Raw genomic sequence first — 25437 nt, 5'->3', positions numbered from 1 at the left:
AGGGCAGTTGGCGAGGTTTGCGCTGGGTTCATCGCCACCTGTTTGATTTTGATCGCTGGGCCATGTCCGGGAAAGTCGATAAATGAGCCTTCAATGGGGACCATGAAATGGGGTCGAGGAGATCCAGGAAAAAGCGGACGGGCGCCTATTACGTCATTATGAACAAGCAGCTGGTACATTAGCACTTGGTTTCCTCTTTAAGCAGTGCAGCTTAGGACGATGAAGCCGTTAGCGGGGAGATTGATTGCGGCCGAGGCATTTAAACCATGCATCGGTCGGTCTGAAGCATACAGGCTGCCGCCGTTCCCGGTCGCTCCAGCATTGACCCAACCGTCATACACATCGCTGTTGAATATTTCCCGCCATGTTCCAGCCTTTGGGAGGCCAAGTTCGTATCCGAACCAGGGTTCTTCCCGAAGATTGAACGCGAGCACGACATCATTTCCGGTACCCGGCACCCAACGGTGGAACGCGAGGACGCGGTTGTCGTTGTGGACATGGAACACGTTGATCGCATCGGAGGTGAGCGCCTGTTCGCTTCGACGTAACCCAATCAATTCGCGAATAAAACGAAGATGATCCTGCATGGTGCGGTCGCGATCCAACCCATCCCACCAAATGAGATAGTCCCCGTAAAAGTCCGGGCTGTCGCTCCAGTATTTGTCTTCGAGAAACTCTTGCCCCATGAACAGCATGGGCGCACCCGGTGCCGTCAGTAGCAAGCCGTTCGCCCACCTGGCGCGCGACCGCGCATGCCACGAGCGTGCGTCGCTCCCGTCACCGACGGCGGCAATCCGCGGTTCGCGGTCAGACTCGTTGTTAACCCGCACGACGTCATGGTTTTCGAGGTGGTGCACCGAACGCCAGGCCTGGCCGTATTTCGGTAGAAGCTCCCGCGCAACCCCGTCGAGGCCGATCGCCGCATCGCGGCCTTGTGCAGCCTGCCGCAACACGCCCCGCACCGTCTCGCGCAGCCCGGAATCGACGACGGCGTCGAAGCCTGCGCCACCTTGGTCGCTGCCACGAAGGACCGCCGACTGATCAGCCCAGTACTCCGCTATCATCGCCGCGTTCGGCTTGCGATGGTGCAAAGTGTCAGTGAGATCTTGGAGGAAATTCCAACCCCCATTCTTATCAATGACTGTCACCTCATCGAAGCGAAATCCGTCGACATGGTAGTCATTGAAGAAGAAGACGGCGTTGTCGATAAGGAATTGTCGCACCGGCTCCTGCCAATACGCGAACACCAACCCGCCAGCCCAACCGGCATTGGTGAAATAGAGGCTGCGACTGTTGTCGCCTTCGGGCTGCCGGTCGAGAAAATAGACGCTCTCCGCGCCAAAATCCCCGCCGGCATGGTTGTAGACCAGATCGAATATGACCGCGATGCCATAGACGTGAAACAGGTCTACCATGGCCATGAGCTGCTTAGTCTGACAGTCCAACTCGCCAGGCTGAAATGGCGCAAACCCCTTCGTCGCTAGCAGTGCATTGGCGAGGTCCAGATAGCGTTGGAATTCGGGCGAGCCAGGCGGCAAGGCATAGTCGAGTTCGGGCGCAAACAGGTCGGTACCGTTGTACCCCAAGGAGCGCGTGGTCTCGAATTCCTGGATCGGCAGGAACTGCACTGCGGTCACGCCGAGATCGGTGAGATATTCGAGCTTCGCCAACACATCCAGAAACCGGCCGGGCCGCTGCCTGCGCACGTCGACGCCATTTCCGTCCGTCGCGACAAAGGCTCCTACATGGAGCTGGTAGATGATGAGCTGATGGAAGGGAGGAGGCTGAAATCCTGCGTCGTGCCAGGGGAAGGTTGCCGGCTGCGTGATGAAGTTGTTGCAAGCTGGAAACGGAGGGTCCCACGTCCTGGACCGGCCGCGTGGATCGCGCTTCGCGCCCGCGGAGCCAACACCTTCAATCTCGAACTTGTACTGATCTCCCTCCTTCGCGCCCTGAACAAAGGTCCACCAGTAGCCGTCCGCTTGCAAGTTAAGCGCCAGCTTGTTCCATTGGTTGAATGAGCCGCCGACGGAGACGTTGCGCGCCTCCGGTGCCCAAATGCGAAACGTAGCGCCGCCGTCTACGAGATGGGCGCCGATCGGGTCATTCTCCCCGGCCATTCGCAACCCTTATCCTCCCTTTCGCATCAGTCATATCCGCCGAACATCAGCAGAGGTATGTCCTCGTCGGTCGGATTCATCAATCCGTGCACTTGGCCCGGTTTCAGGAGCGCGAAGTGTCCGGCAGGCAGGGTCCTCATCTCAAAGGCGCGCTGCCGCGTTGTTAGTTCACACCAATCGCCGACGATCATGACAACCTCGTTCTCCATCACCATGAAGATTTCCTGATTGTCGCGATGTCTGTGCAAGCCGATACCGGCATTCGGTCGGATCACATGTAGGTCCATATAGTCGACACTGAGGAAAGGCTCGGGCCGTCCTCGATGCGCTTTGGACCCGAACGCGTCGGCGTTCCAAGGCGCGGGGGTACGGCCGAGCTCCCCGCTGTTTTGGAACTCGAAGTAGTTTGACAAAAGATTGCGGTATTCGAGCCGACCGAGGCCGCCATGTGGGTTCGAGCTGCCGCCGACCTTCAGATAATTGTCCCAGCCGCGAACGATCATCGAGAATTCATAGACGTAGTTTTGTCCATGGCGTGAATCCCAGAACGCGCCGGTCATATCGCTCCAAGCGAGTTCTATGCGCACCGGCAGGATGGGATGCATCGCGTGCCCGGGACTGACAAGGTTCATAGGCTTGTCCTCGACCGATTCCCGCCGAAAGTCCTCGGCTGACCCGACGACCAAATCGGGGCGTAGGATCAGGTGTGCGCGGTCGAGCGCCGCTCGACCGCGCATATCGAGCTTCGCGTGCAAATCGTTATCTGGATAGGACCATATCTCAACTTCGTAGCGGTCACTTTCCGTGTTGTAGGGCACGGTCAAAAGCTCAGCTCCGGACTGGTCACCAACCTTTAGGTAGAGCCGGATGCTTCCACCGAGACTATGGTTCGCAGCCGCGGACAGGCGACTGTCCGGTCCGCCCCGATACGAAAGCTGGAGGAAAGGGCCGGTCCAGTCTTCGACTGTTACCCACCCGCGTAAAAGCCTGATGTCGCCCAGCGCGAAGTCGCATACGTTCTGCTTCTGAAAGTCGATGAAGTCCTGCTCCACCGGATCGAGGCGTTGCTCGTTGGGCGGCCGCGGACCATAAAGTGTAATGGACTCGACCGGAAGCAATGCCTGTACGAGATCTCGCTGATAGTGCTCGCGCTCGGCCGCGAAGGAAAATCCCTCATAGACGTCCATGAGCCGCTGGATCGGATTGCCAGTCTGATAATCGGGGTCCACGCCTGACGGCATTGCCCTGGCCACAGGGTCGGTATCGACAATCCGCATGGGAGCTCCTTTCAGGCGCTGTGGTATAGGAAAGCCACGAACTTGAGCGGCTGTTTGCCAATGTTGCGGATCCCGTGGACGCCCCCGCTCTTGGTAAAGATCACATTGCCCGGCTTGACCGGGAGTTCGACACATTCACGTTCGAACAAGCCGAATACGTTTCGCATGACCACGTTGTATTTCGGCTTGCCTGTCGCAGAGTCCACAGCCGTCGTTTCCGGGTCGTCGCCTGCCGCCATATAGGCGATGCCTTCACCCGAGACGATGTAGTAGAGTTCCTCGGAGCCGACATGACAGTGGGTGCCTTCGGTCGTCCCAGGCGGTATCGTCACTTCGTGGAAGAATACGACGGTGCCACCCAGCTCCCGCTGCAGCAGCCATCGCATTTCGATAACATTTGCGTCCTTGAAGGCCTGCGGCGGCGGAGTGCCCTGCCAAGCTGCTTCGTTGCCGAGTTCGGGGTGGATCGCCGGATCGACATAGTCGGGATTACCGGGGTCCATCATCGCGTTGCGATAACGGACCGGAAGCGTCGTGTTTGCGTCGAGGAACCAGCCCTTCTGAAAATTGACGAAATAGTTGCCGACGGGAATCGTGTTCTTATCGTTGTCGCTCGGCACTGGAGATCGCGGGTCTTGGTAATTGCGCTCGAGATTGTTGTCCCACATGATGTTGATGATCGGCTTGCCAAATGGATAGTCGACATCATTCTCGCGAAACAACATTTCAACAGTGCGAACTTCGTCGATGAGTTCCAGTACGGGTGCGAAATCGCGGATCCGTGTGATTGACCCTCTCGGCCCCATCTGCGCCGAAACTTGGAAGTGGTGATGGGTATTCGAAGGTGGCTCTAGTGTCTGCCAGATCTCGACCTGATAGGCGTTGATCCATGGGCAGAAGTGCATCTTGACGAAAGATTCGACGATCCGCGCTTCCGTCTTCGGCGCAACGTCACCCTCGGGCAGATGGATGTTGCCGTTTTCGTCCAGAACCTGGCCCTGCGCGTTGCGCACGAACGCCTTACCGGCAAGCCGGACTTTGACGATCACCTCCTCACGCAGGAATCGACCGACCTCGCGCGTCTTCTCAATGAGGCGACCAGCCCGGTACTCAATACGCACCAGATTCGCGAGCTTGCGACCATCCATGAAAACCTGAGCCTTCAGCACCGAAATATCGAGCACCGACCGGGCGTCAGATACCGCATAGCGGTAGCGTTGTGGAGCGCGGGTGGCGTTGAGATACTGTGCGTGGAAGATACGGTCCGGGAAGAAGACAACCTTGAAGATCTGATTTTCAGGCGACGAATAGATGTCCCGGAACTCGAACAGCGTGTCGCCCTGCGGCTGCGCCGTTTGCGGGATCTCCGGGCGGATGGTACCGCTCTGCAGGCCGGATGTAGGACTACCCAATCCGATGCTCGGCGGCAGCGACGTCACCGCTGTTCCACTATCCCCTACAAGTCGCCGAAAGGTCTCTTCCGCCGACGGCGGCCGCTCGAGATACATTCGTCCAGAAGGAACGCTCACCGCGGTTTCTCCAGCTTAGAGCTTGTCGGCGACGCGGAAAGCGTTCGCCTGGATGGTCAATGTGGGATTCGCGCCGCCCGAAGTCGGCATGAAGGATCCGTCGGTCACATAGAGATTGTCGAATTGCCAATGACGGCAATTGCGATCGAGCACCGAATCGTCTGGGTCCAGTCCAAAGCGAAGGCCGCCGAGAATATGGTTTGCGATGCGGGCTCGGGCGTCGTCGCCGACATGACCATAACCTTGCACCTCCACCCCACCGCTTTGCAGAATGTCGCGACACATTCCGGCCATGCGAGTCATCAAGTAGCGGTCATGCTCATGCCAGCCCTTAATGATGTAAGCTACGGGCCGGTTCCATTTGTCGCGCACCGATGGATGCAATTCGATGCGGTTTGAGCGCATCGGCACCTGATTTGCCATGAAGCTGACCGACAGGCCCTTTTGGAAATTGGCCTTCAGCCACCCAAGAAACTCATCACCGACTAGGTCGGCCTTGTCTACATAAGCTTTCCAGATCGTGTCGAGGTCTTGTGCGCCATAAGTCCGGCCGAGCGATATTGGGAGCGCTTGGTCCGAGGTGTTGTTGTAGACGGCGGCACCCGCCCAAAGTCCATTCTGTTCAAGGAACTCCTTCGTCCCGCAGAAATCGGTCGCATAGTCGCTGTCGAGCGAGCGTGATTTGTCGACGGCTGCCGGGACATCGCCCTCTGCTCCACCGAAGCAATGCGTAAGGAAATACTTGCCAACGAGGCTGTCGGCGACACTCATACCCGAATGCAGGCGGCGGTCAAACTCGGGGTCCATCCCGCCGGAAAGCAGAAGCAGCCGCACACTCTCGATCGCTGAGCATGCCACGACTACGGTGCGCGCCGTCGCAATGCGCGCCGAGCCCGATGGATCGAGATAGTGGACGCCGCTAATCTTGCCGTTCTGCTGGCTCAGATGCGTGACGACGCAGTTGGCGCGCAGGTCCAGCAATGGCCCAAATTTCGGATGACGCAAGGTAGGCCGAAGTAGGGCGACGTACGTATTAGATTTTAATCCCAACGGGTCGCCGTATCGATTCACGTAGCCTGTCTTTGCCTCTTCCGGATCAGGCATGCCATTCTCGTTGCGCGGGGTGAGGCGACCGCTTGGCCCGTGGTCTTCGGTGATGACGGCAAGCGGCGTTCGATAGGGCGTCATGCCCAGTGCCAACATACCTTTGCGGGCGAAGTCGCTAATTGGATTGGGAGTGAGGGGTTTCTGATATGTCTGGGGATCGCTAAAGGCTTTCGACTGACCCAGCTGCTCGCCGTTCAACCCGACGAGCCGTTCCGCTTTGCAGTAAAAGGGCTCGAGGTCGTCGTAGGAGATCGGCCAGTCCCGCGCCTCACGCGCGATGTCGCCTTTCGGATCATCCGGCAGGGTTCGCCCGGCATTGAAGGTCTTGAGGCGCAAATCGATGTCGGTGAAGCGCAGCGAGACCGCGCCATACAGTTGCGTGCCGCCGCCAACGGCTTGAGCCGTATAACCCTCTATTGTCGCGTAATCTTGACCCAACGCATTCTGGTAGACGTGCGGTTCGTCATTGAGGTCCGGCTCGATATGGCTATTGAAGATCGAAACAGCACGGTTTGCGAGCGCGTGGGTTAGCCGCTTCTCCGACCCTGTCGCGAACATTTCGTCGCGCTTATAGTCGGAGGGCGAAGAGACTCCTGGCGTCTCGTCCTGCGGAAGGAAGAATGGACCCTTCTCCAGGATCAACACACTTCGGCCCTTGCGCGCCATCTCGTAGGCGATGGGGGAGCCGCCCGCACCGCTGCCAATCACGATCACATCGAAATCCGTCTGCGCCATGCTGGTCTTGTTCCAAAAAGTGCTAGCCGAGATAAGAAGAACTAGTTCCAAGCGGCTTCTCAAGGCTCCGACGCCAATTGAAGATCGAACCGTTTGGGTCGGGCGCAAGCTCTTTATCGAGATAAGACCAGCCCGCCAGCGCGGCGTTTCCGCCGTACTTCGGATGAGAGAATGCGCCAGTAAAAACGTGACGGCGAACCAGCTTGAGGAAGTTGGTGGGGTCCTGATAGGTGGAGACGTCCCATCCTACCACCGTACCTGAGGCGAACTCACCGTAGAGCTGTTCGAAGAGATCCTTAGAGACATCCGCTGGTTCGTGTTCTGGATCCCGGGTACGCAAGATTCGGGCGATCTGTTGAAGGCAGATCTTGTAGTCGATACCGCGGTGTGCCTCTTCACGCGCCAGTATATGGTCGATGTAGATCGCCGCACCTGCGGAATCATCGAATCGATAAGCCCGCCTCTGAACGCCTCGCCTCGCCTCGTTGTCGAGCCCGTTGTAGTACCATGATAGGAAACGCTGCCCCTCACGCGTACGGAACGGTAGGATATGGTTGCTGAGGCGCTGCACTAACGCCATTTCGAATGACTCGAAGAACAGTGGCTGGCTGTGTTCCCAGGTGAAAAAGCGGGACCAGGCCTGCCCGTTGTCGGCCCGCACCACCTGTGGGTTGACCGAATCGAGGACCGCGTTTCCATCGACGACGAACTTGTAGGAGAACGCCTCGCGCCGAGGCACCGAGACCGTTATGGCAAAGAAGGCAGTATTCTCGTTGAGAAAGCGCACGCGCCGCAAAGGCAGGCGCTGGTAGAGCGGTGCAAACGAACCGATCACCTCAACGGACTGTGGCGGATCCTCAAATGCCGGGTAGACGAAGGTGACATCATTCATATCTGAGGACTTGGCCCCGTCAGGCGGCACCGCACAGGTATCGATTATCGGAAACCGCCAAGCTTCGCGGATTCTCCCACGGCGATCCGTTTGAGCGTAGTGGCCGAATCCAAAATTGTGCCTGTTATCTATATTCGCGCGGGAAAGATAAGGCGTACAATGGTTTAGTACATATTGATCATCACGCACAATCGCAATCTCCACCTCTCATCGATCCACACTCGCTGCGCAAAGAAAGATCCGCTGCAAGCGAGGAGGTGGGCTTAAAAATACCCGAGAGCACACGTCTATTTCCGACGTGGCGCCTTCAGCGGCATCCCCAAATGTCTAACTACGATTCTTTTTGGCAGAGCAATATTTCCATGCTAAATTAGATCACCCTGAACCCTTTGTCTAGATATCTGATTTATTGAAATCGGAGCAATGCGAGAATGATATGAGCCCATGCGATCTTTTGTCTGGCGCAGAAATAGCGGAGGATATTCATTATGATAGATGATCACGACGAACACATTCGTATTCGCGCTTACAAAATATGGGAAGAGGCCGGACGGCCAGATGGACTCGAGAAGCAACACTGGGAACAGGCGGCACGCGAGAGTGAAGTTGAGGGCCTGACAGCTTTTAAGGATCCGACTCAAGGTCTCGCCTTCAATTCGAAGGTCGCTAGAACCTCGAAAAAGGCGACCGCGGGACGTAAGTAGAGAAGCAACAACTCGATACCGGCTCGGGCCATATCTGCCCGGCTCGGGGCTCCGACTTATTCTCGACCATCCATCTTGCGGAGCGTGGTGAACACGGTTTTGCGTCCGCTTGCTCTTACCGATAACCAATGTTCCGACGTCGGAGCCCCACGCAGGCGTCGCCGACTAGTATTTTCCAGAAAGAGCGCTCACCGAAAGGCAAGTAACCGAAGGCCACATTAGCCTACTAATGCTGCGACCAGGGAAATTACTAAATGACTGGCGAACATCGCTCAGTTGCCCTCGTATCCAATGGAACAGGCAACTGGACTGACGGCACCATTGTGGAGCTCAATTGGATGTTTGTCTTCTTGGGCGGCCGCGCTGGCTTTTACAAGGCGTCGACTGTCGTCGCCGAGGTACGACCCTCTAGCCCACAGTTCGCAACAGGAGGAAGCATACATATCCTAGAGCGTTTTCATTCGTCAGGAGTAGTCGCAAAGGAAGAGCGATTCGTCCTTAGCCATAGTGGTAATTCTTTTGTATGTCGCTTCGACTGGGAGTCTACAGTCAATAATTCGGAACAAGAACTTTCTGTACTGCTGACTTCCGAAACTCAATTTGGCTCTGAATCTCTTTTGAGGGATCCAATCTCTGGAAGGAGAAACTTCCTTATTTCCTTTTCGTGATCAAACAGTTTCGATATTCCGTCGCAGTAAGCCTTTGCTAGCCGGTGCGAATATTACGGACCGTGCCGTTCTGTAGCTGGACACTTCGAAAAACCTAGCAATCGAGAACGCATTTTGATTCACTTCGCGTGGTGATTTGCACGGAGGCGTTGGATGCGAGGCTAGGTGGGTTCTGGGATATTGACGAGCGCTATGTCCGGCTGAGTGAGGCCGGCGATCCACTGGAGAAGCTGAACGCGGTGGTGCCTTGGGAGGTTTTCGGGAAACCGCTGGCCAAGGCGCTGAAGCGCTCCGATGGCGCCAAAGGCGGCCGGCCGCCCTTTGATGCGGTGATGATGTTCAAGGTCCTGGTTCTGCATGTGGGCCGACACCGCCTATCGCTCGAAGAAGAATGAGGCGTGGTTGGACAAGAACGGCTACGTCTCCGACAACATTCATCACAAGAAGCCGAAAGGCCGGCCGATGAGTGAGGCGATGGCACGGGCCAATGGCCGGCGCTCAAAGATCCGCGCTTTCGTCGAGCACGTCTTCGCGCAACAGAAATCACGCATGGGCCTGTTTGTCCGCACGATCGGCATCGCTCGCGCCCGCACCAAGATCGGCATGGCCAACCTCGCCTACAATCTCACCCGCTTCGTTTGGCACCAGGGGCGAACTGCGTTCGCATGACGGCGAGAGCGGCGGAAAACGCCGCCGCGATGCCGAAATCGGCAACCAGCATCAGCCCCAACGACCGAAATCCAGCCACCGCCGCGCGTCAGACTGTTCACAACCTCATTGCCGCACCACTCCCTTTGGAAATGCCGGTAGTTCGAGGTGTCCAAATGCTAGCAAGGTCGGTGGCCAGTGCTGAGGATTACAAGAGGTCGCCGCCTCTTATCGGAGACTCGGGGGCACTAGCGAACAGATACCGAGGAAGCGTGAGAGGAGTTGAGGGCTACCTGCGAACCTTAGCTCCCCGAGAGGTTCATCTGTCCAAGGCGAGTTACTTCGGCTCGTTCGACTTGTGCTCGTTCATCAACTTCGCGGCCGCCGCTGACGGTTCTGGGACGGGCACGCATTGGACCTCCGGCGGCAGCGCGGCCGCCGGCGCGGCCTGCGTTTGGCTTCCCGCAGACAGGATGGCCGCCTCCGCAGCGATCTTCGTTAACCTGAGCGCGAGCAGGAAGGCGACGATGACGATCCAGAGCCCTGAAAGGCTCTTGTACTTAGAGAGTTGCCCGACATCCAGCTTGGCACTCATCGCCGCGGACCGGAGTTGCCAGGAATCGTCGTAGAATTCGCAAAATGGGATGTTCGTCGTTTTGAACCCCACCCCGTGCGAAACATACTGCATGGCCTCGTCCTTTCCGTCTCTCTTGTTGCCGCAAGGCAAACCGGTAGAGAGGTCGAGGGTCGCGCGGTCATAGTCGTAAAGGAGCAGATCGACGAACGGATAGCCGGGCTCGCTCTTCATCTGGTCGAGATCGGCGTAAAAGGCCGGGAAGTATCTGCAGGAATATAGCTCCTTGAGCTGGGGAATGTGCCGGTTGTCGTTACAATAGGTAATCGTCTGCAGCATTGACTGCCGCAGTTCGCTGAGTGCCGTCGCGTACTCGATCTGGCGCTCCTGTTGTGCGCTCGCGGCACGGTAAATCTGGAAGTCGAGAGCGGCGGCAACCACCGCAGCGGCCAAGACGACATTCGCCAGGTAGTCCAGCCTAGTCCAAGTGAGTTTAGTGAGCGGCCGGAGGTAGATCAGGAGGACATGAAGCAGGGTCGCAGAGACCAGGAACGTTGCTGCTACCACCACGATAATCACGGGTCGCCTCCTTTGGTAACTGGGCGCGCGGAAGCGCGGCAGACATAATGGCGGCCTTCGTTGTGCCTGTCGACGAGGCTCGCCCGCGCACTGGGTAAACTGGGATTAGAAAACAGCGAGGCACTGACGTTCACGCGCTTCTGAGTGAAAGGGGTTTCTCTCGGAACCACGCAATCTTTCCACTAATCGACGACTTTCCCTTCGTCGACCGCTCTATACGTAAGCACTTGATTGTCATGTTTTATTCGCCTCGAACCGGGTCTCTTGGACCCCTCGGATGGAGGTCACGAGCCGTGTCCCGAAAGTCGTCTTCAGAGACTTTTGAAAGACATTCGGAAGCCCTTACGCTTAGCACACAAGTGCCATTCGCAGCATCTACCCAGGGGCTCTATGTCGAGTGCTCTAACAAAGGTTTGGGCTTTGATCAGATCGCGACTGTCAGTGATTTATGCTGGAACTGGTTGCGGAGGTTGGAGTCGGACCTATTTGCGCTGATTAAGAAGCCCCGTCAGCAAACGAACTCGGTCACAGCACTGTATTGGCGGTATCCCTCTATCGACTCGAACCCCCGCGCATTTTGCAGCGCGACAGCGCCCGTGCCCCTCGTCAAGCCGCGAATCCTTGCCGCTCGAGTAGTTGTTCAAAGTAATGTGGTCGTCCCGGTTGGACGTTGACCCAACAAGCGGTCATCACTCACAGAAAGCCGGCCGGCGGCGGTCGAGTCAGGATTAGGAGGACCGCGCGCAGCCATTGCCCGATGTCGCACACGCGCCGCCGAGCGCCTCGTTCATGAGGCGGCGCATGGTGCGCACGCAACGGCCGCACTGGGGGCTGCAGCCGCGACAGCCATAGACCTGAGTGATCGAGCGCGTCCGCTCCGCCTCGACGGCGGAGCGGAAATCCTGATCGCTCAACACATTGCATGAACAGATAGTCATGTCGCGATGGCTCTCGGCGGCGATCTTAGCTAGGTTGGTCGTCACCCTGCAAGCGTTCAGTAATCCCAGACGGCCGGTACGCAACGAAAGGCGTCGCCGTCGACCGCCACATGGCAGACCGACGGGGACGGCAGGTGAGTGGCCACCAGCGGCTCGCGGTTCGCCGCGAGTTCCCGCATAAGATAAACGCGGACGCGTGCCGCCTCCTCGGGGTCGTGTTCGAGCCGTTGTGCCAGTCGGGATGGTCGAATCCGATCTGGAACACGAGGTCCCCGGCGAACGCCAGCCGGTCGCCGCCTGACGCCACGCGGACCACGCTGTGCCCGGGAGTGTGGCCGCCGGTGCGACGGACGACCACCCCCGGCGCCACCTCGTGTTCGTCTTCGAACGGCCGCAACTGGCTGCGGTACTCATTCACGAACCGCTTGGCTGCCGGCCGAAGCGCATCCGGAAACCCCTGCGGCATGGAGGCACGGGAGAAATCGGGCGACCCCAGAACTTGATCTCAGCGGCTGCCACGTGAATCCGCACCGTCGCCCTTTACCCAGCGGCGATCCGCACTGAGTTGCTGGGTGGGATCACGGACCCTGGCGCAGCCGAGGCAGTCGCTCTATGACAAGCACGCGATTACTCCGGACCGGATCGCCAGTGTCGTGTCCTTCGCAATAGATGTGCCCGAGGACACGACGATCAGCGAGTTCACGGTGGGTCCGACCAGTCAAGGTGAGCGGGGGAGCGCAGCGAACTCTGCACGGGATGGCCGATTTCCGCCTTCGTGGCCGCCGCAAAGGGCGGCAAAGTCAACAGAGCTAGCGAGAAGTGGCTGCCATCTAATGATCTCTGACCAATTTCATGAACGCCTCTATGGGACGCAATGTTTGGCGGACCTTCAGGCACGCCGCGAAGGATTGCGTGAACGGCTTGTGATCCGAGATCGAAAGCGCCGTCAAACGGTCATCCGGAAGATACTCGGTCTTGGAAACAATGCCGGCGCCAAGGCCGGCGGCGACAGCTTCACGAACGCCGTCGCGTGGAATTTCCATCACCACATTGGGCCGTACTCGATGCTTGTCGAGCACCTCTTCCAGCGCGCGACGGGTCATCGAACCCGGCTCGCGGAAGATCAGGCGCTGCCCGTCCAGTTCCTCGAGATCGATCTGCTGGCGTCCACCCCATGGGTGGTCGCGATGTACGAAGACGATCACTTCATGGCGGCCAAGCTGGATGAGATCGAGGCGCGGATCGTCATAGTCGCGGCCGATGATGGCGACGTCGACCTCATAGTTCAGCAATTTGTTATAGATGACGTCGGAATTGCCGCTCTCGAGGAAGACCTGCATCAGCGGGTATTTTCCGTGGAAGGCACGGAGCAGTTCCATGACGAAGAACGGCCCGACGGTACCGACGCGCAGCTTTCCCGATATCTGGTTGCCCTCGGCTTGCAGAATACCGACCGCCTGTTCCTCCAGCGAGAAGATCTGGCGGGCGACGACAAGCAGCGCTTCGCCTGCGTCGGTGAGCTTCAGGCCGCGCGGCGAACGCAGGAAAAGCTGAACGTCGTATGTCTCCTCCAGCGCCTTCACCTGCGTCGTTACCGTCGGCTGGCCGACACACAGCAGGTCGGCCGCCTTGGTGAAACTCAGTTCGCGCCCGACCGCATAAAATGAACGTAGCTGGCTGAAATTGACGAAATGCAGCTTGTTAGAGCCACTCAACCCGTTTCTCCTCCCTGCGGAAGGCTTGCGCCAACTGCGTGATCCCTTCGGCTATTTCCGACCGCTCCTCCAGCAGATCGCATAGGACCGTGTAGTGGTTTTTGTCCCGCAGCGAAACCAGTTCGGCATGCCGGCCGGATGCACGCCAATGCCCGACGAACTGCCGGGACTGCCCCGCAAAGTCCGATGTTTCGTCGGCCCCGACAAAAGCCGTCAACGGACAGGATATCGGCGGGCGACGTATTGGGCTGAGTTTTGCAGCGCGCTCGTGGTCCAGCTCGAGAGCCGCATTGAGCGACGTTTCCACCAGCGGCTCGAGATCGAAGATGCCGCTGATCGGCGCGCAGGCCGCGAGCGCCACATTGCCGGCCTTGCTCGCCAGGGTCAGCATCGCAGCGAGATGCCCTCCCGCCGAATGGCCGGTCGCGATCCAGAACGGCGGCGGGGTCCCGAGCGCCTCCAGGACCGCGGGCGGGCAGCCGCAGACGCTTTCGACGATCGCCTCGAGGCTCGCGGCCGGCGCAAGCGGGTAGTTCAGCAGGGCCACCGAGAAACCACGCGGCACGAGCGCCGCGGCGACGAACGAATAGCGATCCTTGTCGAGGCTCTGCCAATAGCCGCCATGGACAAAGATGACCAGCGGGGCGCCGTCACCTACCGGAAACAGATCGAACACCTGGCGACGATGCGCGCCGTAAGGCACGTTGCGGCGGCATGGAAGCGAAGCGCGCGCTGCGGCGCTCACCTCGTCGAACCGGCGATAGACATGCTCCCGCTCCGGATAACGGTCGCGGAAGACGTAGCCGGCTTCGTTGGCAAGCCCCACGCTGGTCACTCGAAGTGGACGACGCTGCGAACAGACTCTCCCGCCCGCATCAGGTCGAAGCCGCGATTGACCTCGTCGAGCGTAAGCGTGTGGGTGATCTGCCGGTCCAGATCCAGCCGACCCTCCATGTAGAAGTCGATCAGCCGGCCGAGCCCGCTGCGTCCCTTGACGCCGCCGAAATAGCTGCCGCGGATGCTCCTGCCGTAGCGGACGCCAACCGGCGGAAAGCCCAGTTCCGCGCCGGGAGGCTCGACGCCGAGCAGCACCGCCGTACCCCAGGCTGGCTGGCAGCAGTCGAAGGCCTGGCGCATGACCGGGACGATGCCGGTGCATTCGAAAGCCACGTCGACGCCGCCGTCGGTCAAGTCGCGGATCGCCTGCACAACCTTTGCGCCTTCCCGGCCGGCATTGACGAAGTCGGTCATGCCATAGGCTCGGGCAAGCGTGTTCTTGCGATCGGTGACATCGATGCCGATGACGGTCTTGGCGCCCGCCAGCCGCGCGCCTTGCACGACATTGATGCCGATGCCGCCGAGGCCGAAAACGGCGACGGCGTCGCCTTCGCGAATTTCGGCCAGCGCAGCGCCCACGCCGGTGGTGACGCCGCAGCCGAACAGGCAGACTTTCTCGAGCGGCGCATCTGGCCGTATTTTTGCCAGCGCGATCTCCGGAACGACAGTATAGCGAGACAACGTCGACGTTCCCATGAAGTGATGCACCGGGTCGGCCCCGAACGCGAAACGCGACGTGCCGTTCGGCATCACGCCCTTGTCGCGCGTCGGCTTGATCGTCCAGCAGAGATTTGTGCGGCCGCTGCGGCACATGCGGCAATGCATGCATTCGGGCCCGTAGAGTGGGATGACATGATCGCCGGGTTTCAGGTCCAAAACCCCCTCGCCTACCTCGATCACGCGGCCCGCGCCCTCGTGGCCGGGGATCAGCGGGTAAACGCTGGTCGCGTTGACGCCGTCCAGCGCGGTCAGGTCGGTGTGGCAAAGGCCTGAAGCAACGATCTCGACCAGTGCTTCGCCATGACCGGGCGGCGCCACCTGGATCTCCTTGACGGCCAATGGCTTGTTCGGCTCGAAGCAGATTGCGGCAGGAGAGCGTATCACAATGCCAGCCTTTCAGGCTGGGCTGCGCCAAATGCCGCAAACCCCTTCCCCGCGAGTTCGGCAGGATTCAGTCGGCCGCCGGTCTTGATCGTCTCGCGAGCGATGCGGATGTCGCGTCCGCATGCGATGCCAATAGCGCCGACGAGACGCTCCTCATCGGCAAAGTAGGCGAGATAAGCACGGTCGCCTGGCCTGCCGCGCTCATAGGCCGGCTCCCGATCGCCTGGGATTCCGGCGACCTGGATGTTCAAGTCGTATTGGTCGGTCCAGAACCACGGTACCTCGTCATACGGCGCCGGGCTGCCGCAGATATGGGCGGCGACGATGCCGCCCTGGTCTTCAGCGTTTTTCCAGGATTCGAGCCGCCAGCGCTTACCGAACTGGCGGTTTTCATGCGAGGCGACGTCGCCGGCGGCGAAGATGTCGGGATCGCTGGTCTGACCGAACTCGTTGACCACGATGCCGTTGTCGACGTTCAGCCCGGCGTCGCGGGCAAGCTGGTCGTTCGGCGTTCCACCGATGCCGACAAGGACGAGATCGGCCTTGATCTGGGTGGCATCGTTCAGGCGGAGCAATGCCGCGCCGCCCGACCGCCCGGAAGCGATCACTTGCCGGCCGCAGAGGATCCTGACGCCGGCTTGCCGGTGAACGTCGGCGAGCCACTGCGACAGGTATGTCGGAAGCAATCTGCTCAGAGGGCGATCCGCGGCTTCGAGCACCGTGACGGTCGCACCGCGCTTCACCGCGCTTGCCGCGACTTCCAAACCGATGAGCCCTGCCCCCACCAGCACCACCGAAGAGCCAGGCAGGATGCGGTCGCGCAAGACTAGCGCGTCCTGAAACGAGCGGAGATAGACGACCCGGTCCGCGACGGGCTCCACGGATTCGATGCGGCGCGGCGAGAGCCCGGTCGCAAGCACCAGCTTGCGGTACGGCAGTCCGCTGCCATCGGCCAGCGTCACCGCCTTGGCCCGCCGGTCGATGCTGATCGCCTCGGCGCCGAGGTGAAACCTGACGCCGAACTCGTTCCAGCGGGCCGGCGGCAGAAGATAGGCATTCGCCGGAACCTCAGCTGCGGTCAGCACGCTTTTCGACAGCGGCGGGCGCTCATATGGCAGTTCGCGTTCGATCCCGACCACATCGATCGGGCCAACGAAACCACCGTGCCGCAACCGCTCGGCGGTACGGCCGCCGGCATGTCCCGCGCCGACGATCACGACGCCGGCCGTTCTTCCCAAACCAGCCACGGCCAATCAGGCTCCCTGGCCGGCCGGTGCGGCGCCGGGACGATCATTCTTCAGCACGTCGCGGATTATCTCGCGATGCACCTGAATGTATCCCTTGCTGACACATTGCAGATGCGGCGAAACCTCGCTGTGAAGCTTGCCGAGCGCGTGGAACGGCACAGACGAGGCCAAGTGGTGCTCGGCATGGAACGGCATGTTCCAATAGAGCATCCGCAGGACCGGATTCGCCAGGGTGGTGCGGGTGTTGGCGAGCAGGTTAGGGCTTTCTTCCGCACCGGTATGCTCGGCCATGCGGATGGCGCGCAGCACCGGTTCGCCCATGACACGGGGCAGCAGGAAATAAATCAGCGCGATCGTGCTTCCGTAGTGGATCGAAAAGGCGGCAATGACGATGTAGGCCAAGACCAGTAGCCGGATTTCCAGCATCACCTGCTTCCAGACGGATTCCGGCAAGAATTCGCGTTCTTCGTCGGTAAAACGCCCGGTCGAGCCGCGCCATAACGTGCCGACCAGCTTGGGCCAGAAGGATAGGCCGAGTATCTGCCCGAAATAGTCGCGCAGCGAGGTCGGGAACGGCACGATGTCGGGATCGTGGTCCTCATGCTGAGTGTAGGTGTGGTGCGCGGCGTGGCGATATTTGAAATACAGAAACGGCCGGAAGGTGAACGCGGCGACGGCGAAACCGATGAGGTGATTGATCCAGCGCGAGTGAAAGGCCGTGCCGTGCGAGCATTCGTGCAGCGGTGCAAACAGCAGCACGATAACAACGCCGTAGACGAACATCGCCGGTATCTGGAGCCACGGCGTCGAGGACGACAGATAGACGGCCAGAGCACCAAGGATAAGTGCGCCGATGTGCACCGCGAGCCTGACCAGGCCCGGCCCATTGGTGCGCGTGCGAAGCCTCTTCAGCTTGTCACGCGAAATGATCTCGGGGCCCGTCAGCGGCCAAATTTTGCTGCCGATGCCGCCGATGCCCGCATAGCTGGCAGAATTATCGCCCTGCATGCCGATCCTCCTTCAAATTGCTTGTTGTCGAAGGAGACCTACCGACGCGGACGGGAAATAGAAAATTCATTGTTTCCATACCGTTATCGATCCTGCGTTCAGGCAACGAAGCAATGAGCTATCGCCTCGGCCGAGAAATCCTCGCGCTGAAAATGCCCGGTAATCCGACCGCGGCTCATGACCAGGATACGGTCGCAGGCGTCCATCATTTCCTGCAGCTCGGTGGTGAGCAGCAGCACCGCCTTGCCTTCGTCGGCTAGGCCCTGGATCGCACGCCAGATCTCGAATTTCGCGCCGACATCGACGCCGCGGGTCGGATCTTCGGCGATTACGATATCGCCGCCGCGCGCGATCCATTTGCCGATGACGATCTTCTGCTGGTTCCCGCCCGAGAGCTGGGAAGCCAGTTGCGACAGGCCGCTGGCCTTGATGGCAAGCTTGCGCACCAGATCGTTGGCCGATGCATTCTTCTGCCGGCGCTTGAGGAAGCCGAGGCGGCCAAAGCGGCGCAGGATCGTCAGCCCGAGATTGTCGCCGACGCTCATCGGCAGGACCAGCCCCTCGCCCTTGCGGTCGGCCGGCATGAAGGCGATGCCGGCAGCAATTGCATCGCGCGGCGAGCGAAGGGGCGCTCTCTTGCCGTGCACACGAATTTCCCCGCGGTCGATCGATGAGGCGCCGAAGATCGCACGCGCGACGGCTTCGCGCTGGCAGCCAAGCAGGCCTGCGATGCCGACGATCTCGCCGGCACGTACCTCAAGGGATACGTCGTCAAACACCCCGGCCTTGCCGATCGCCTTGGCCTCCAGGGCGACGGAACCTTGCCGGCGCTCCTTGTAAGCGCTCTGGCCCGGCTTGTGCTCGCGCCCAACCATCATAGAGACGAGCGCCGTCTCGTCGAGGTCGGCAACGTCGCGCGTACCAACGACACGGCCGTCGCGCAGCACGGTCACCCGATCGGCAATGTCCAGCACCTCGCCGAGCCGATGCGAGACATAGACGATGCCGAGGCCACTTGCCTTCAACTTGCGGATGACGGCGAGCAGGTGACCGACCTGATCGTCGTTCAGCGAGGCGGTCGGCTCGTCGAAAATCAGCACTTTCGGCCGGCTTGCCAGCGCTCGGCAGATCTCGACTATCTGCTGCTCATTCAAGCTGAGTTCGCAGACCGGACGCGACGGATCGAGGCTGACATGGATTTCGTCGAGGAGTTCCCGCGCCATCCGGTTGAGCGCCGCCCGGTTATTGCCGCCGAGGCGGGCCGCGGGCTCGCGACCGAGGAAGATGTTCTGGGCGACGCTGAGGTTCGGGCACAGCACCAGTTCCTGGTGGACCAGAGACAGTCGGTTGGCCAGCGCGACCGTCGGATCACTTAACACGACCGGCTGGCCCTCGATGCGGATCTCGCCGCTGTCCGGCGCGATCAGCCCGTTCATGACCGACAGCAGCGTCGACTTGCCCGCGCCGTTCTCCCCAACCAGCGCATGCACTTCCCCGGCCTTCAGGTTGAAGGTGACGTCGGCCAGCGCAACCACGCCGGGAAACGCCTTGCGGATCGACTGGACCTCGAGCAGCGAGACGTTCATCGCCGTCATCCCGAATGATACCGATTGAGCAGGGCGCGGTGACGATCCATGTCGCCACGCAGATTCTGGTAGATCGAGGACCAGACCTCGAAGAAGTCGTGGTAGCGCTCGTGCAGCTTCGGATCGGGGTCGATTGTCTCTTTGATACGCACGATGCTTTCGAGCGGCTCGATCGGCGACTTGTAGATGCCGGCTGCAACGCCCGCGAGGATGGCGTCCCCGATGGGCGCCGCCTCGCCGATATCCGGCACCTTCAGCGGCAGATTCACGACGCTCGCGGTTATCTGGTTCCAGAAACGGCTCTTGGTCGGGCCGCCGTTCAGGATCAACCCATCGACGTTCACGCCGGCCTGATTGGCGATGCGCACGTTCGAGTACAGGTCGAATGCAACGCCTTCGATCAGCGAACGGATGAAATGCGCGCGCGTCGTCGTCGGGCGTACGCCGAAGAAGACACCCGCGGCGTTGCTGTTCCAGTTCGGCGACAGCGTATTGCCGAGATACGGCAAATAGAGCAGGCCGTCGGAACAGGCGGGCACATGCTTGGCCTGCTCGGTGAAAAGGTCGAAGACGTTGTGGCCCATGCGCTCGGCCAGCCGGAACTCGGAATCGCCGAACTGGTCGCGAAACCATTTCAGCGATGCGCCGGTGAAGGCCATCGGCCCGTCGAACATGGTCAGGCCGGGCAGTACGTGCGGCCATTTCAGGATGCGGTATTCGTGGACGTCCTGCTCGGTCGGGATCATGATGCCGAGGTTCGAGCCAGTGCCCATCGAATAATAGGCCTCGCCGGCCTTGGTTACACCAACGCCCAGTGCCGCCGAGCTGATGTCGGTGCCGCCTGCCGCCACGATGGTGCCGGGACGCAGTCCGGTCTCCTCCGCCGCCTGCCTGGTGACTTCGCCCACCACCTCATGCGACCGGTAGAGGCGTGGGAATTTCTCCAGCGGGATGCCGATCGCCGTGGCGATGGATTCGTTCCAACGCTCCTTCTGGTACTCGTAGGCATAGGCCAGGCCGGCGTCACCGGTGTTCATCGTGAAGTTGCCGCACATGCGGTAGGTGCAGTAACCCGATGGCGACAGGAATTTGTGCGTCGCGTTGAAAATGTGGGGCTCGTGTTTCTTGATCCACAACGCCTTGGGGTCGATGAACCAAGGGGCGACGCGGTTGCCGTTGTTCTTGTTGATGGTCACCTCGCCGACGCTGCGGCGGATATCCTCGCATTCTTCTTCCGAGCGGGAATCCATCCATATCATCGCCGGGCGCAGCGGCTTGCCCTGATCGCTGACCGGCAGCGTCACGCCGACCAGGCCTGACAGTGCGATCGCGGCGATGTCGTCGGAAAACCGGCCCTGCTCCAGGCACTGCCTGACAGTCGATACGACCGCCCCCCAATAGTTTGAGGCTTCCTGCTCTGCCCATCCGGGGAACGGATGGAACAAGGGATGCTCTTGCGAGCCGAACGCCACCACCTTTCCGGTGTTGGTATCGAGGATCGCCGCCTTGACGTTGGTCGTGCCGATGTCGATGCCGAGCGTTAGATGTCCGCCCATGAAATGCCTCTCCTGATTATGGATGTGTCTTCTTGCGGCTCATCTTCGACAGGCCGACCGATGCGATGAGTGCGATGCCGATCGCCAGGTTCTGATACCAGGTGCCGACGCCCCAGATCGCCAGCAGATTCAGACCGGCGGCAAAGGCGACGCTGCCGAGCAATGTGCGCCATGGCGACCCGAAGCCCCCCGATAGCGCTGTTCCGCCGATAACGGCGATGGCGATGGCCGTCAGTTCGTAGCCAGCGGCAAGCGGTGCGTCGACAGACTTCAGCCGCGCCGTAAAGACGATGCCGGCGATGGCGGCGCAGAGGCCGCTGATGACGTAGGCCAGCAGTACGTAGCGCTGCGTCTTGATGCCGGCATAGAGCGCCGCCTTCTCGTTGCCGCCGATGGCGTAGAAGCGAGCGCCGCGCACGGTTCCGTTGACGAAGGCGATGAGCGCCAAGAGCACCGCGAGGAAGATCAGGAAGCTCACCGGCATGCCGAAGATCTTGCTGTCGCCGATCCAGCCATAGAACGGCGCCTTGAGGTAATAGGGATGGCCGTTGGTGAGCACGTAGTTGAAGCCGCGCAGCGCGGTCAACGATACCAGTGTCATGATGAAGGATGTAACCTTGAAGTAGGCAACGCCGATGCCGTTGATCGCGCCGGCGACAATGCCGGTCGCAAGCGCGATCAGAATCACCGGCACGATCGGCCCCGCATAGGTGTTGCCGCGTACCAGCCAGCGGCTGCCTAGCATTGGGCCGAGCTCGGCCATCACGACCACGCCGACAATGATCGAAAAGATCATCAACGCCGCTACGGAAAGGTCGATGCGGCCGGTAAGCAGCACCACCGTCATTCCGAGCGACAGCAGTCCGATGACGGCGATGTTGCGCATCAGGTTTTCGAGGTTCAGGGCGGTCAAATAGTATTCGGAGGTGAGCGCGCCGACCACGAAGATAATCGCGATCAGCCATACGATCGGGTCGCGCAGCAGACCCTGCAGAAACGGGGCGACGCGGGACGACGACGGACTGGACAGTTCGACGGCGCTCATTTCGCGATCCCCCGCTGCCGCATGCCGGGCAAGACTACCGCTAGGATGACCGCTGCGGTCACCACCTGCTGCAGGTATATGCTGACGCCGAACTGGTTGAGGAGGTTGTTGACGATACCGATGATGAGGGCGGCAACCAGGGTGCCCGCGATGGAGCCTGAACCGCCGGCGAGTGCCGCGCCGCCCAATACCGTCACCGCCAGCACCGAAAGCTCCATGCCTTCAAGCCCGGCGGGATTGATGTAGGACAGCCGCGCGCTCTCCAGCATGCCGGCGAGCGCGGCACAGGCGCCGGAGATTATGAAGACAGTGGTGCGCACGCCTACGACATTGACACCTGATAGCGCGGCGGCCCTGACGTTTCCGCCGGTGGCGTAGAGCTCGCGACCGAAGATCGAATACTTAGTCAGCGCGATCGCGGCGGCGCCTAGAACGATGAGCAGCACGACCGGAACTGGAATGCCGGCAATGTTGCCGCGGCCGAGCCAGAGGTAAGCAGTAATGGCTTCGGGATAGAGCGCCTGCCCGCCGGACGCTATATTGGCCAGCGCGCGACTTATGCCCAACATGCCAAGCGTAGCGATCAGCGACGGAATGCCCAAGGCGGCGACAAGTACGCCGTTCACCAGGCCGACAACCAGCCCGGTGAGAAGCGTGGCGCCGATGACCAGCGTGGCCGAGCCCGTCGGAATCAGCAGTCCTCCGGCCACGCAGGAGAGAATTGCGATGCCGGCAATGGAAAGATCGATCTCGCCGGTAATGACGACCAGCGTCATGCCGTAGGCCATGATGCCGATAGCGGCCACGGCTAAGAGGATGACGTGGATGTTGGCAAGGGAAAGAAAGGACGGTGCGATCGCCTGCCCGACGATGACGAGGGCGACCAGCACCGCCGCGCGGCTCATAGCTCCGATGCTCAGGTGCCGCCAAGCATCGGAAGGCCGCGCCGGCGAAGCGGGTTCGACCACCTTTGTCTCAAGAGTATTCATCGTCATGACGCACTCGCCTGCCTTGGGTCAACGACTGCCGTCCCTCCCGCGAGAGGGCCGGCAGTCGTCTTGGGAGCGGATATCAGCCCGAGACCTCCGGGCCATATGCATAGGGCCATTCGTCGGGAGTCAGCGTCTCGATGCCTTCGATGTTCATCTTCTCCTTGGTGATCATCGGCAGGTTCGGCGTCATGATAAGCTTCGGCGGCGCTTCGTTGAGGCCCGCCTTGGCGCCGATATGCATAACGACGGCGCGGATGCCGATGTCGCCGATCAGCGGCGTGTAGGGCGATACCATGTCGATATTGCCGGCCTTGATCTCCTTCAGCACCTCGCGGGCGTCGTCGTTAGCGAGAATCATGATCTTCTTGCCGCCCGGCCCGCTGTTCAGCCGACTGGCTTCCCGGATCGCGTCGAGAGCGCCCATGGCCTCCTCGCCGCCTGTGTTGAACGACACTGAGATGTCCTTAAATGCCTGGAGGGCATCCGCCGTCGATTTGAACGCCAGCGTGCGCTGGCTGTTGGTGTGATAGTTGGCCAGCACCTTGTAGCCCGGCGTGTTACCGATCGCTTCGAGGAAGGCACCGGTGCGGATCGAATCCGCAGTGCTGCCGAGATCCTTGCGGTTGAATATGATATTGCCGTCCGGCGCGGCATGCTTGAGGTACAGGCCCTCCTGGAGACCGTTCGCATAGAAGTTGCCCAGAACCTCCGAGCTGATCTGCTCGGACGAGGTGCGACGGTCGAGGCTGACAACCGGAATGCCGGCGGCGATAGCACGGTCGACGGGCGGGCCCATCGGCGCTTCACGGTTCGGCCACAGCACGATGCCATCATATTGCTTGGCGATCCAGGTATCGATCACCTGGCCCATCTTGTTGTCGTCGAACTCGGCGTCGATCACCTCCAGTTCGATGTTGGGATGGCGCTTGGCCTCCCAGGCGGCGGTATCGGCGAGGCTGATCAGCCAAGGATGGTTGAAGCCATGGAAGACGAGGCCGATGCGGTATTTCTTGTTGGCGTCGAGCACCGGACCTTCAGGCAACGGGAGATAGTCAGTGAAAGGCGCCTTGATCTGCAGTTTGCTGTAAGGGCCGACGAAACTGGCGCCCATGCCCGGCTTCCAGACGAATCCGCCGGCGAGGTCGCCGACCGGATAGACGTCGAGATAGTCGCGGAAGCCGTCCTTCTCGAACAGTGCGGCGACATCGGCGTTCGATATGCCCGCCTTGGCTTCGTCGGAGTATTTCTTGATCAGACCGTTGAGAACGGCGTGGACGGAGTCTTCGGCGAAGGCCGGGACTGTTGTCAGCGGCGCAGCGACGAGGACGGAAAGCACCGCGGCCGTCTTCAGCAGATGGCGGCGTGATAGTTTTAGCATTTTAGGTTTCCTCCCATATTTTGGTTTCAGCCCGGGATATGTCCCGAATAGTTCAAGTCACTGTCCCCCTTCCACCAGGATGTGGACGTAGCCGTCCGACACTTTGGTTTCGTAGGTTTTCAGCCGCTCGGTGACTGGCGGTGAAAGCGGTGTGCCGGTGGGAATGTGGAAAAGTCCCTGATGCAGAGGACACTCCACCGTCTGGCCGTCGATATAGCCTTCCGAGAGGAAGGCGTGGGCATGCGTGCAAATGCCGGATGTGGCGTAGAACTTGCCTGCAAGGTTGAAGATCGCGATACATACTCCCTGGTGCTCGATGCGCGTCGCATCGTCGACCGGAAGACTGTCGGCACGGATCGCCTGGATCCACTGCCTACTGTCTGCATTAGTCTGCGCGTCCATGCGCCTCCCCATACCCGTTTTCTTTCGTTTATTTTCGTTCTCTTTCCTTCGACCGCAAATTCATTGTGGGAATAGAGATATCGATGAACCCTATGCCGAGCAGGCTTATGCTGAGCGTCATGATGGCAATGACTACGCCGGGAAACGCGGCGATCGACCAAGCGCTGCCGAGGTGGTTGCGCTCCACACCGACTATGTTGCCAAGCGAGGCCATGGGCGGCTGGATGCCGAGACCGAGGAAGCTCAAGCCTGTTTCAAGCAGGATGATATCGGGAAAGCAGAGGGTCACTTTCAAGACCAGTGCGCTCGCGACGTTCGGCGGGATAGGGATGACGTTGATGCGCCAACCCGTTGCGCCGAGTTGTCTTGTGTCTACCACCGCGCCGACAATTGTCGCCAGTATCGCGACGGGCAGGCTTATGCGGATCGCCGTCGTCAATCGGCTTTATATATCGCGGCCGAGTTCGTCTGTGGCCAGCAGATGGTCAACCGATCCGCCAAGGAAGATCGGCGGACTGAGACGGAACGCTAGGTCGACCTTGGTGAAGGCTTCGACTATCAGATGCACATCACAAGGTAGCGGATATTCAACTCACTCGCAGATTACCCACCGATCACGCAGCGTCCAATATGTCCGACTCCGCCTCAAGAATTGCCACAGGTAGGGACAGCGATCTCGCGATCCGATCCCGATAGCCCTTGTTGTACCTCAGAGCCTGAATCAAAAAGAGTGTTTTGATATCAACTTCTTGCGAGCCTGCGGGTGAGCAGGCGAATGTGAGCGACGTATATCCAG

At 60.2% G+C, this 25437-nt stretch carries 20 protein-coding genes and 3 pseudogenes; 3 read left to right on the top strand and 20 right to left on the bottom strand.

Annotated elements, in window-relative coordinates; translation table 11 throughout:
• Positions 1-197: 197 nt before the first annotated feature.
• The 5 genes from NKJ46_RS29280 to NKJ46_RS29260 are packed head-to-tail and all read right to left on the bottom strand — an operon-like array spanning position 198 to position 7660.
• A complete protein-coding gene (locus tag NKJ46_RS29280) occupies positions 198-2120 on the bottom strand; it encodes an alpha amylase C-terminal domain-containing protein (RefSeq protein WP_352669900.1) in 1923 nt (640 codons plus the stop codon).
• A 26-nt stretch (positions 2121-2146) separates the two neighbouring features.
• Positions 2147-3397, bottom strand: a complete 1251-nt coding sequence (locus NKJ46_RS29275) for a cupin domain-containing protein (RefSeq protein ID WP_352669897.1) — start codon at positions 3395-3397, stop codon at positions 2147-2149.
• 11 nt (positions 3398-3408) lie between these two features.
• Positions 3409-4926 (bottom strand): cupin domain-containing protein, encoded by a 1518-nt coding sequence (locus tag NKJ46_RS29270; protein WP_352669894.1) that lies wholly within the window; start codon positions 4924-4926, stop codon positions 3409-3411.
• Between the two features lie 15 nt (positions 4927-4941).
• The gene (locus NKJ46_RS29265) at positions 4942-6768 is read right to left on the bottom strand and encodes a GMC family oxidoreductase (protein ID WP_352669891.1); all 1827 of its coding nucleotides are present in this window, start codon (positions 6766-6768) and stop codon (positions 4942-4944) included.
• A gap of 22 nt (positions 6769-6790) precedes the next feature.
• Positions 6791-7660: a gluconate 2-dehydrogenase subunit 3 family protein gene (locus NKJ46_RS29260; RefSeq protein ID WP_352669889.1), complete on the bottom strand. Its 870-nt coding sequence runs from the start codon at positions 7658-7660 to the stop codon at positions 6791-6793.
• A 488-nt stretch (positions 7661-8148) separates the two neighbouring features.
• On the opposite strand from NKJ46_RS29260, the gene NKJ46_RS29255 reads away from it, so the two are divergent.
• The 3 genes and pseudogenes from NKJ46_RS29255 to NKJ46_RS34875 all read left to right on the top strand — a co-directional run.
• On the top strand, positions 8149-8364 hold the full coding sequence (locus NKJ46_RS29255; protein WP_352669887.1) for a DUF2934 domain-containing protein: 216 nt from the start codon (positions 8149-8151) through the stop codon (positions 8362-8364).
• 796 nt (positions 8365-9160) lie between these two features.
• Positions 9161-9427, top strand: a complete 267-nt coding sequence (locus NKJ46_RS34880; protein WP_502903473.1) for a transposase — start codon at positions 9161-9163, stop codon at positions 9425-9427.
• Positions 9390-9701 (top strand): annotated as a pseudogene (locus NKJ46_RS34875) (transposase); the annotation flags it as partial. The gene NKJ46_RS34880 and the pseudogene NKJ46_RS34875, both read left to right, overlap by 38 nt.
• A gap of 316 nt (positions 9702-10017) precedes the next feature.
• On the opposite strand, the gene NKJ46_RS29245 reads toward NKJ46_RS34875, so the two are convergent.
• The 15 genes and pseudogenes from NKJ46_RS29245 to NKJ46_RS29175 form a co-directional block, all read right to left on the bottom strand.
• Positions 10018-10833 carry a hypothetical protein gene (locus NKJ46_RS29245; RefSeq protein ID WP_352669884.1) on the bottom strand — a complete coding sequence of 272 codons (816 nt, stop codon included), beginning with the start codon at positions 10831-10833 and terminating at the stop codon, positions 10018-10020.
• Positions 10834-11827: 994 nt separating this feature from the next.
• Positions 11828-12302 (bottom strand): annotated as a pseudogene (locus NKJ46_RS29240) (MBL fold metallo-hydrolase); the annotation flags it as partial.
• Positions 12303-12601: 299 nt separating this feature from the next.
• Positions 12602-13486, bottom strand: coding sequence for a LysR substrate-binding domain-containing protein (locus NKJ46_RS29235; protein WP_352669881.1), 885 nt, complete (start codon positions 13484-13486; stop codon positions 12602-12604).
• Positions 13473-14312, bottom strand: coding sequence for an alpha/beta hydrolase (locus tag NKJ46_RS29230; protein ID WP_352669878.1), 840 nt, complete (start codon positions 14310-14312; stop codon positions 13473-13475). Before NKJ46_RS29230 ends, NKJ46_RS29235 begins: the two co-directional genes overlap by 14 nt.
• A gap of 5 nt (positions 14313-14317) precedes the next feature.
• Positions 14318-15424, bottom strand: coding sequence for a zinc-binding dehydrogenase (locus NKJ46_RS29225; protein WP_352669942.1), 1107 nt, complete (start codon positions 15422-15424; stop codon positions 14318-14320).
• The gene (locus tag NKJ46_RS29220; protein WP_352669875.1) at positions 15424-16674 is read right to left on the bottom strand and encodes an NAD(P)/FAD-dependent oxidoreductase; all 1251 of its coding nucleotides are present in this window, start codon (positions 16672-16674) and stop codon (positions 15424-15426) included. Before NKJ46_RS29220 ends, NKJ46_RS29225 begins: the two co-directional genes overlap by 1 nt.
• A 6-nt stretch (positions 16675-16680) precedes the next feature.
• A complete protein-coding gene (locus NKJ46_RS29215) occupies positions 16681-17682 on the bottom strand; it encodes a fatty acid desaturase (RefSeq protein WP_352669872.1) in 1002 nt (333 codons plus the stop codon).
• Between the two features lie 98 nt (positions 17683-17780).
• Complete coding sequence (locus NKJ46_RS29210; protein ID WP_352669869.1) at positions 17781-19268, bottom strand: sugar ABC transporter ATP-binding protein; 1488 nt, start codon at positions 19266-19268, stop codon at positions 17781-17783.
• A gap of 5 nt (positions 19269-19273) precedes the next feature.
• Positions 19274-20824: a xylulokinase gene (locus tag NKJ46_RS29205; RefSeq protein ID WP_352669866.1), complete on the bottom strand. Its 1551-nt coding sequence runs from the start codon at positions 20822-20824 to the stop codon at positions 19274-19276.
• A 16-nt stretch (positions 20825-20840) separates the two neighbouring features.
• Positions 20841-21869, bottom strand: coding sequence for an ABC transporter permease (locus NKJ46_RS29200; protein ID WP_352669863.1), 1029 nt, complete (start codon positions 21867-21869; stop codon positions 20841-20843).
• Entirely contained in the window at positions 21866-22864 is a 999-nt protein-coding gene (locus NKJ46_RS29195; protein ID WP_352669860.1) for an ABC transporter permease, read from the bottom strand. Before NKJ46_RS29195 ends, NKJ46_RS29200 begins: the two co-directional genes overlap by 4 nt.
• 76 nt (positions 22865-22940) lie before the next feature.
• A complete protein-coding gene (locus NKJ46_RS29190; protein ID WP_352669857.1) occupies positions 22941-24239 on the bottom strand; it encodes a sugar ABC transporter substrate-binding protein in 1299 nt (432 codons plus the stop codon).
• A gap of 57 nt (positions 24240-24296) precedes the next feature.
• Positions 24297-24641 carry a non-heme iron oxygenase ferredoxin subunit gene (locus tag NKJ46_RS29185; protein WP_352669855.1) on the bottom strand — a complete coding sequence of 115 codons (345 nt, stop codon included), beginning with the start codon at positions 24639-24641 and terminating at the stop codon, positions 24297-24299.
• Between the two features lie 28 nt (positions 24642-24669).
• Complete coding sequence (locus NKJ46_RS29180; protein WP_352669852.1) at positions 24670-25080, bottom strand: hypothetical protein; 411 nt, start codon at positions 25078-25080, stop codon at positions 24670-24672.
• A gap of 175 nt (positions 25081-25255) precedes the next feature.
• Positions 25256-25437: pseudogene (locus tag NKJ46_RS29175) on the bottom strand (XRE family transcriptional regulator); the annotation flags it as partial.

Origin of the sequence: Mesorhizobium sp. M0166, from assembly GCF_040322255.1 — a bacterium.
Classification (GTDB): Bacteria; Pseudomonadota; Alphaproteobacteria; order Rhizobiales; family Rhizobiaceae; genus Mesorhizobium.
Note: the sequence above shows the minus strand (reverse complement) of the source record. Positions and strands in the feature narration are given on the sequence as shown.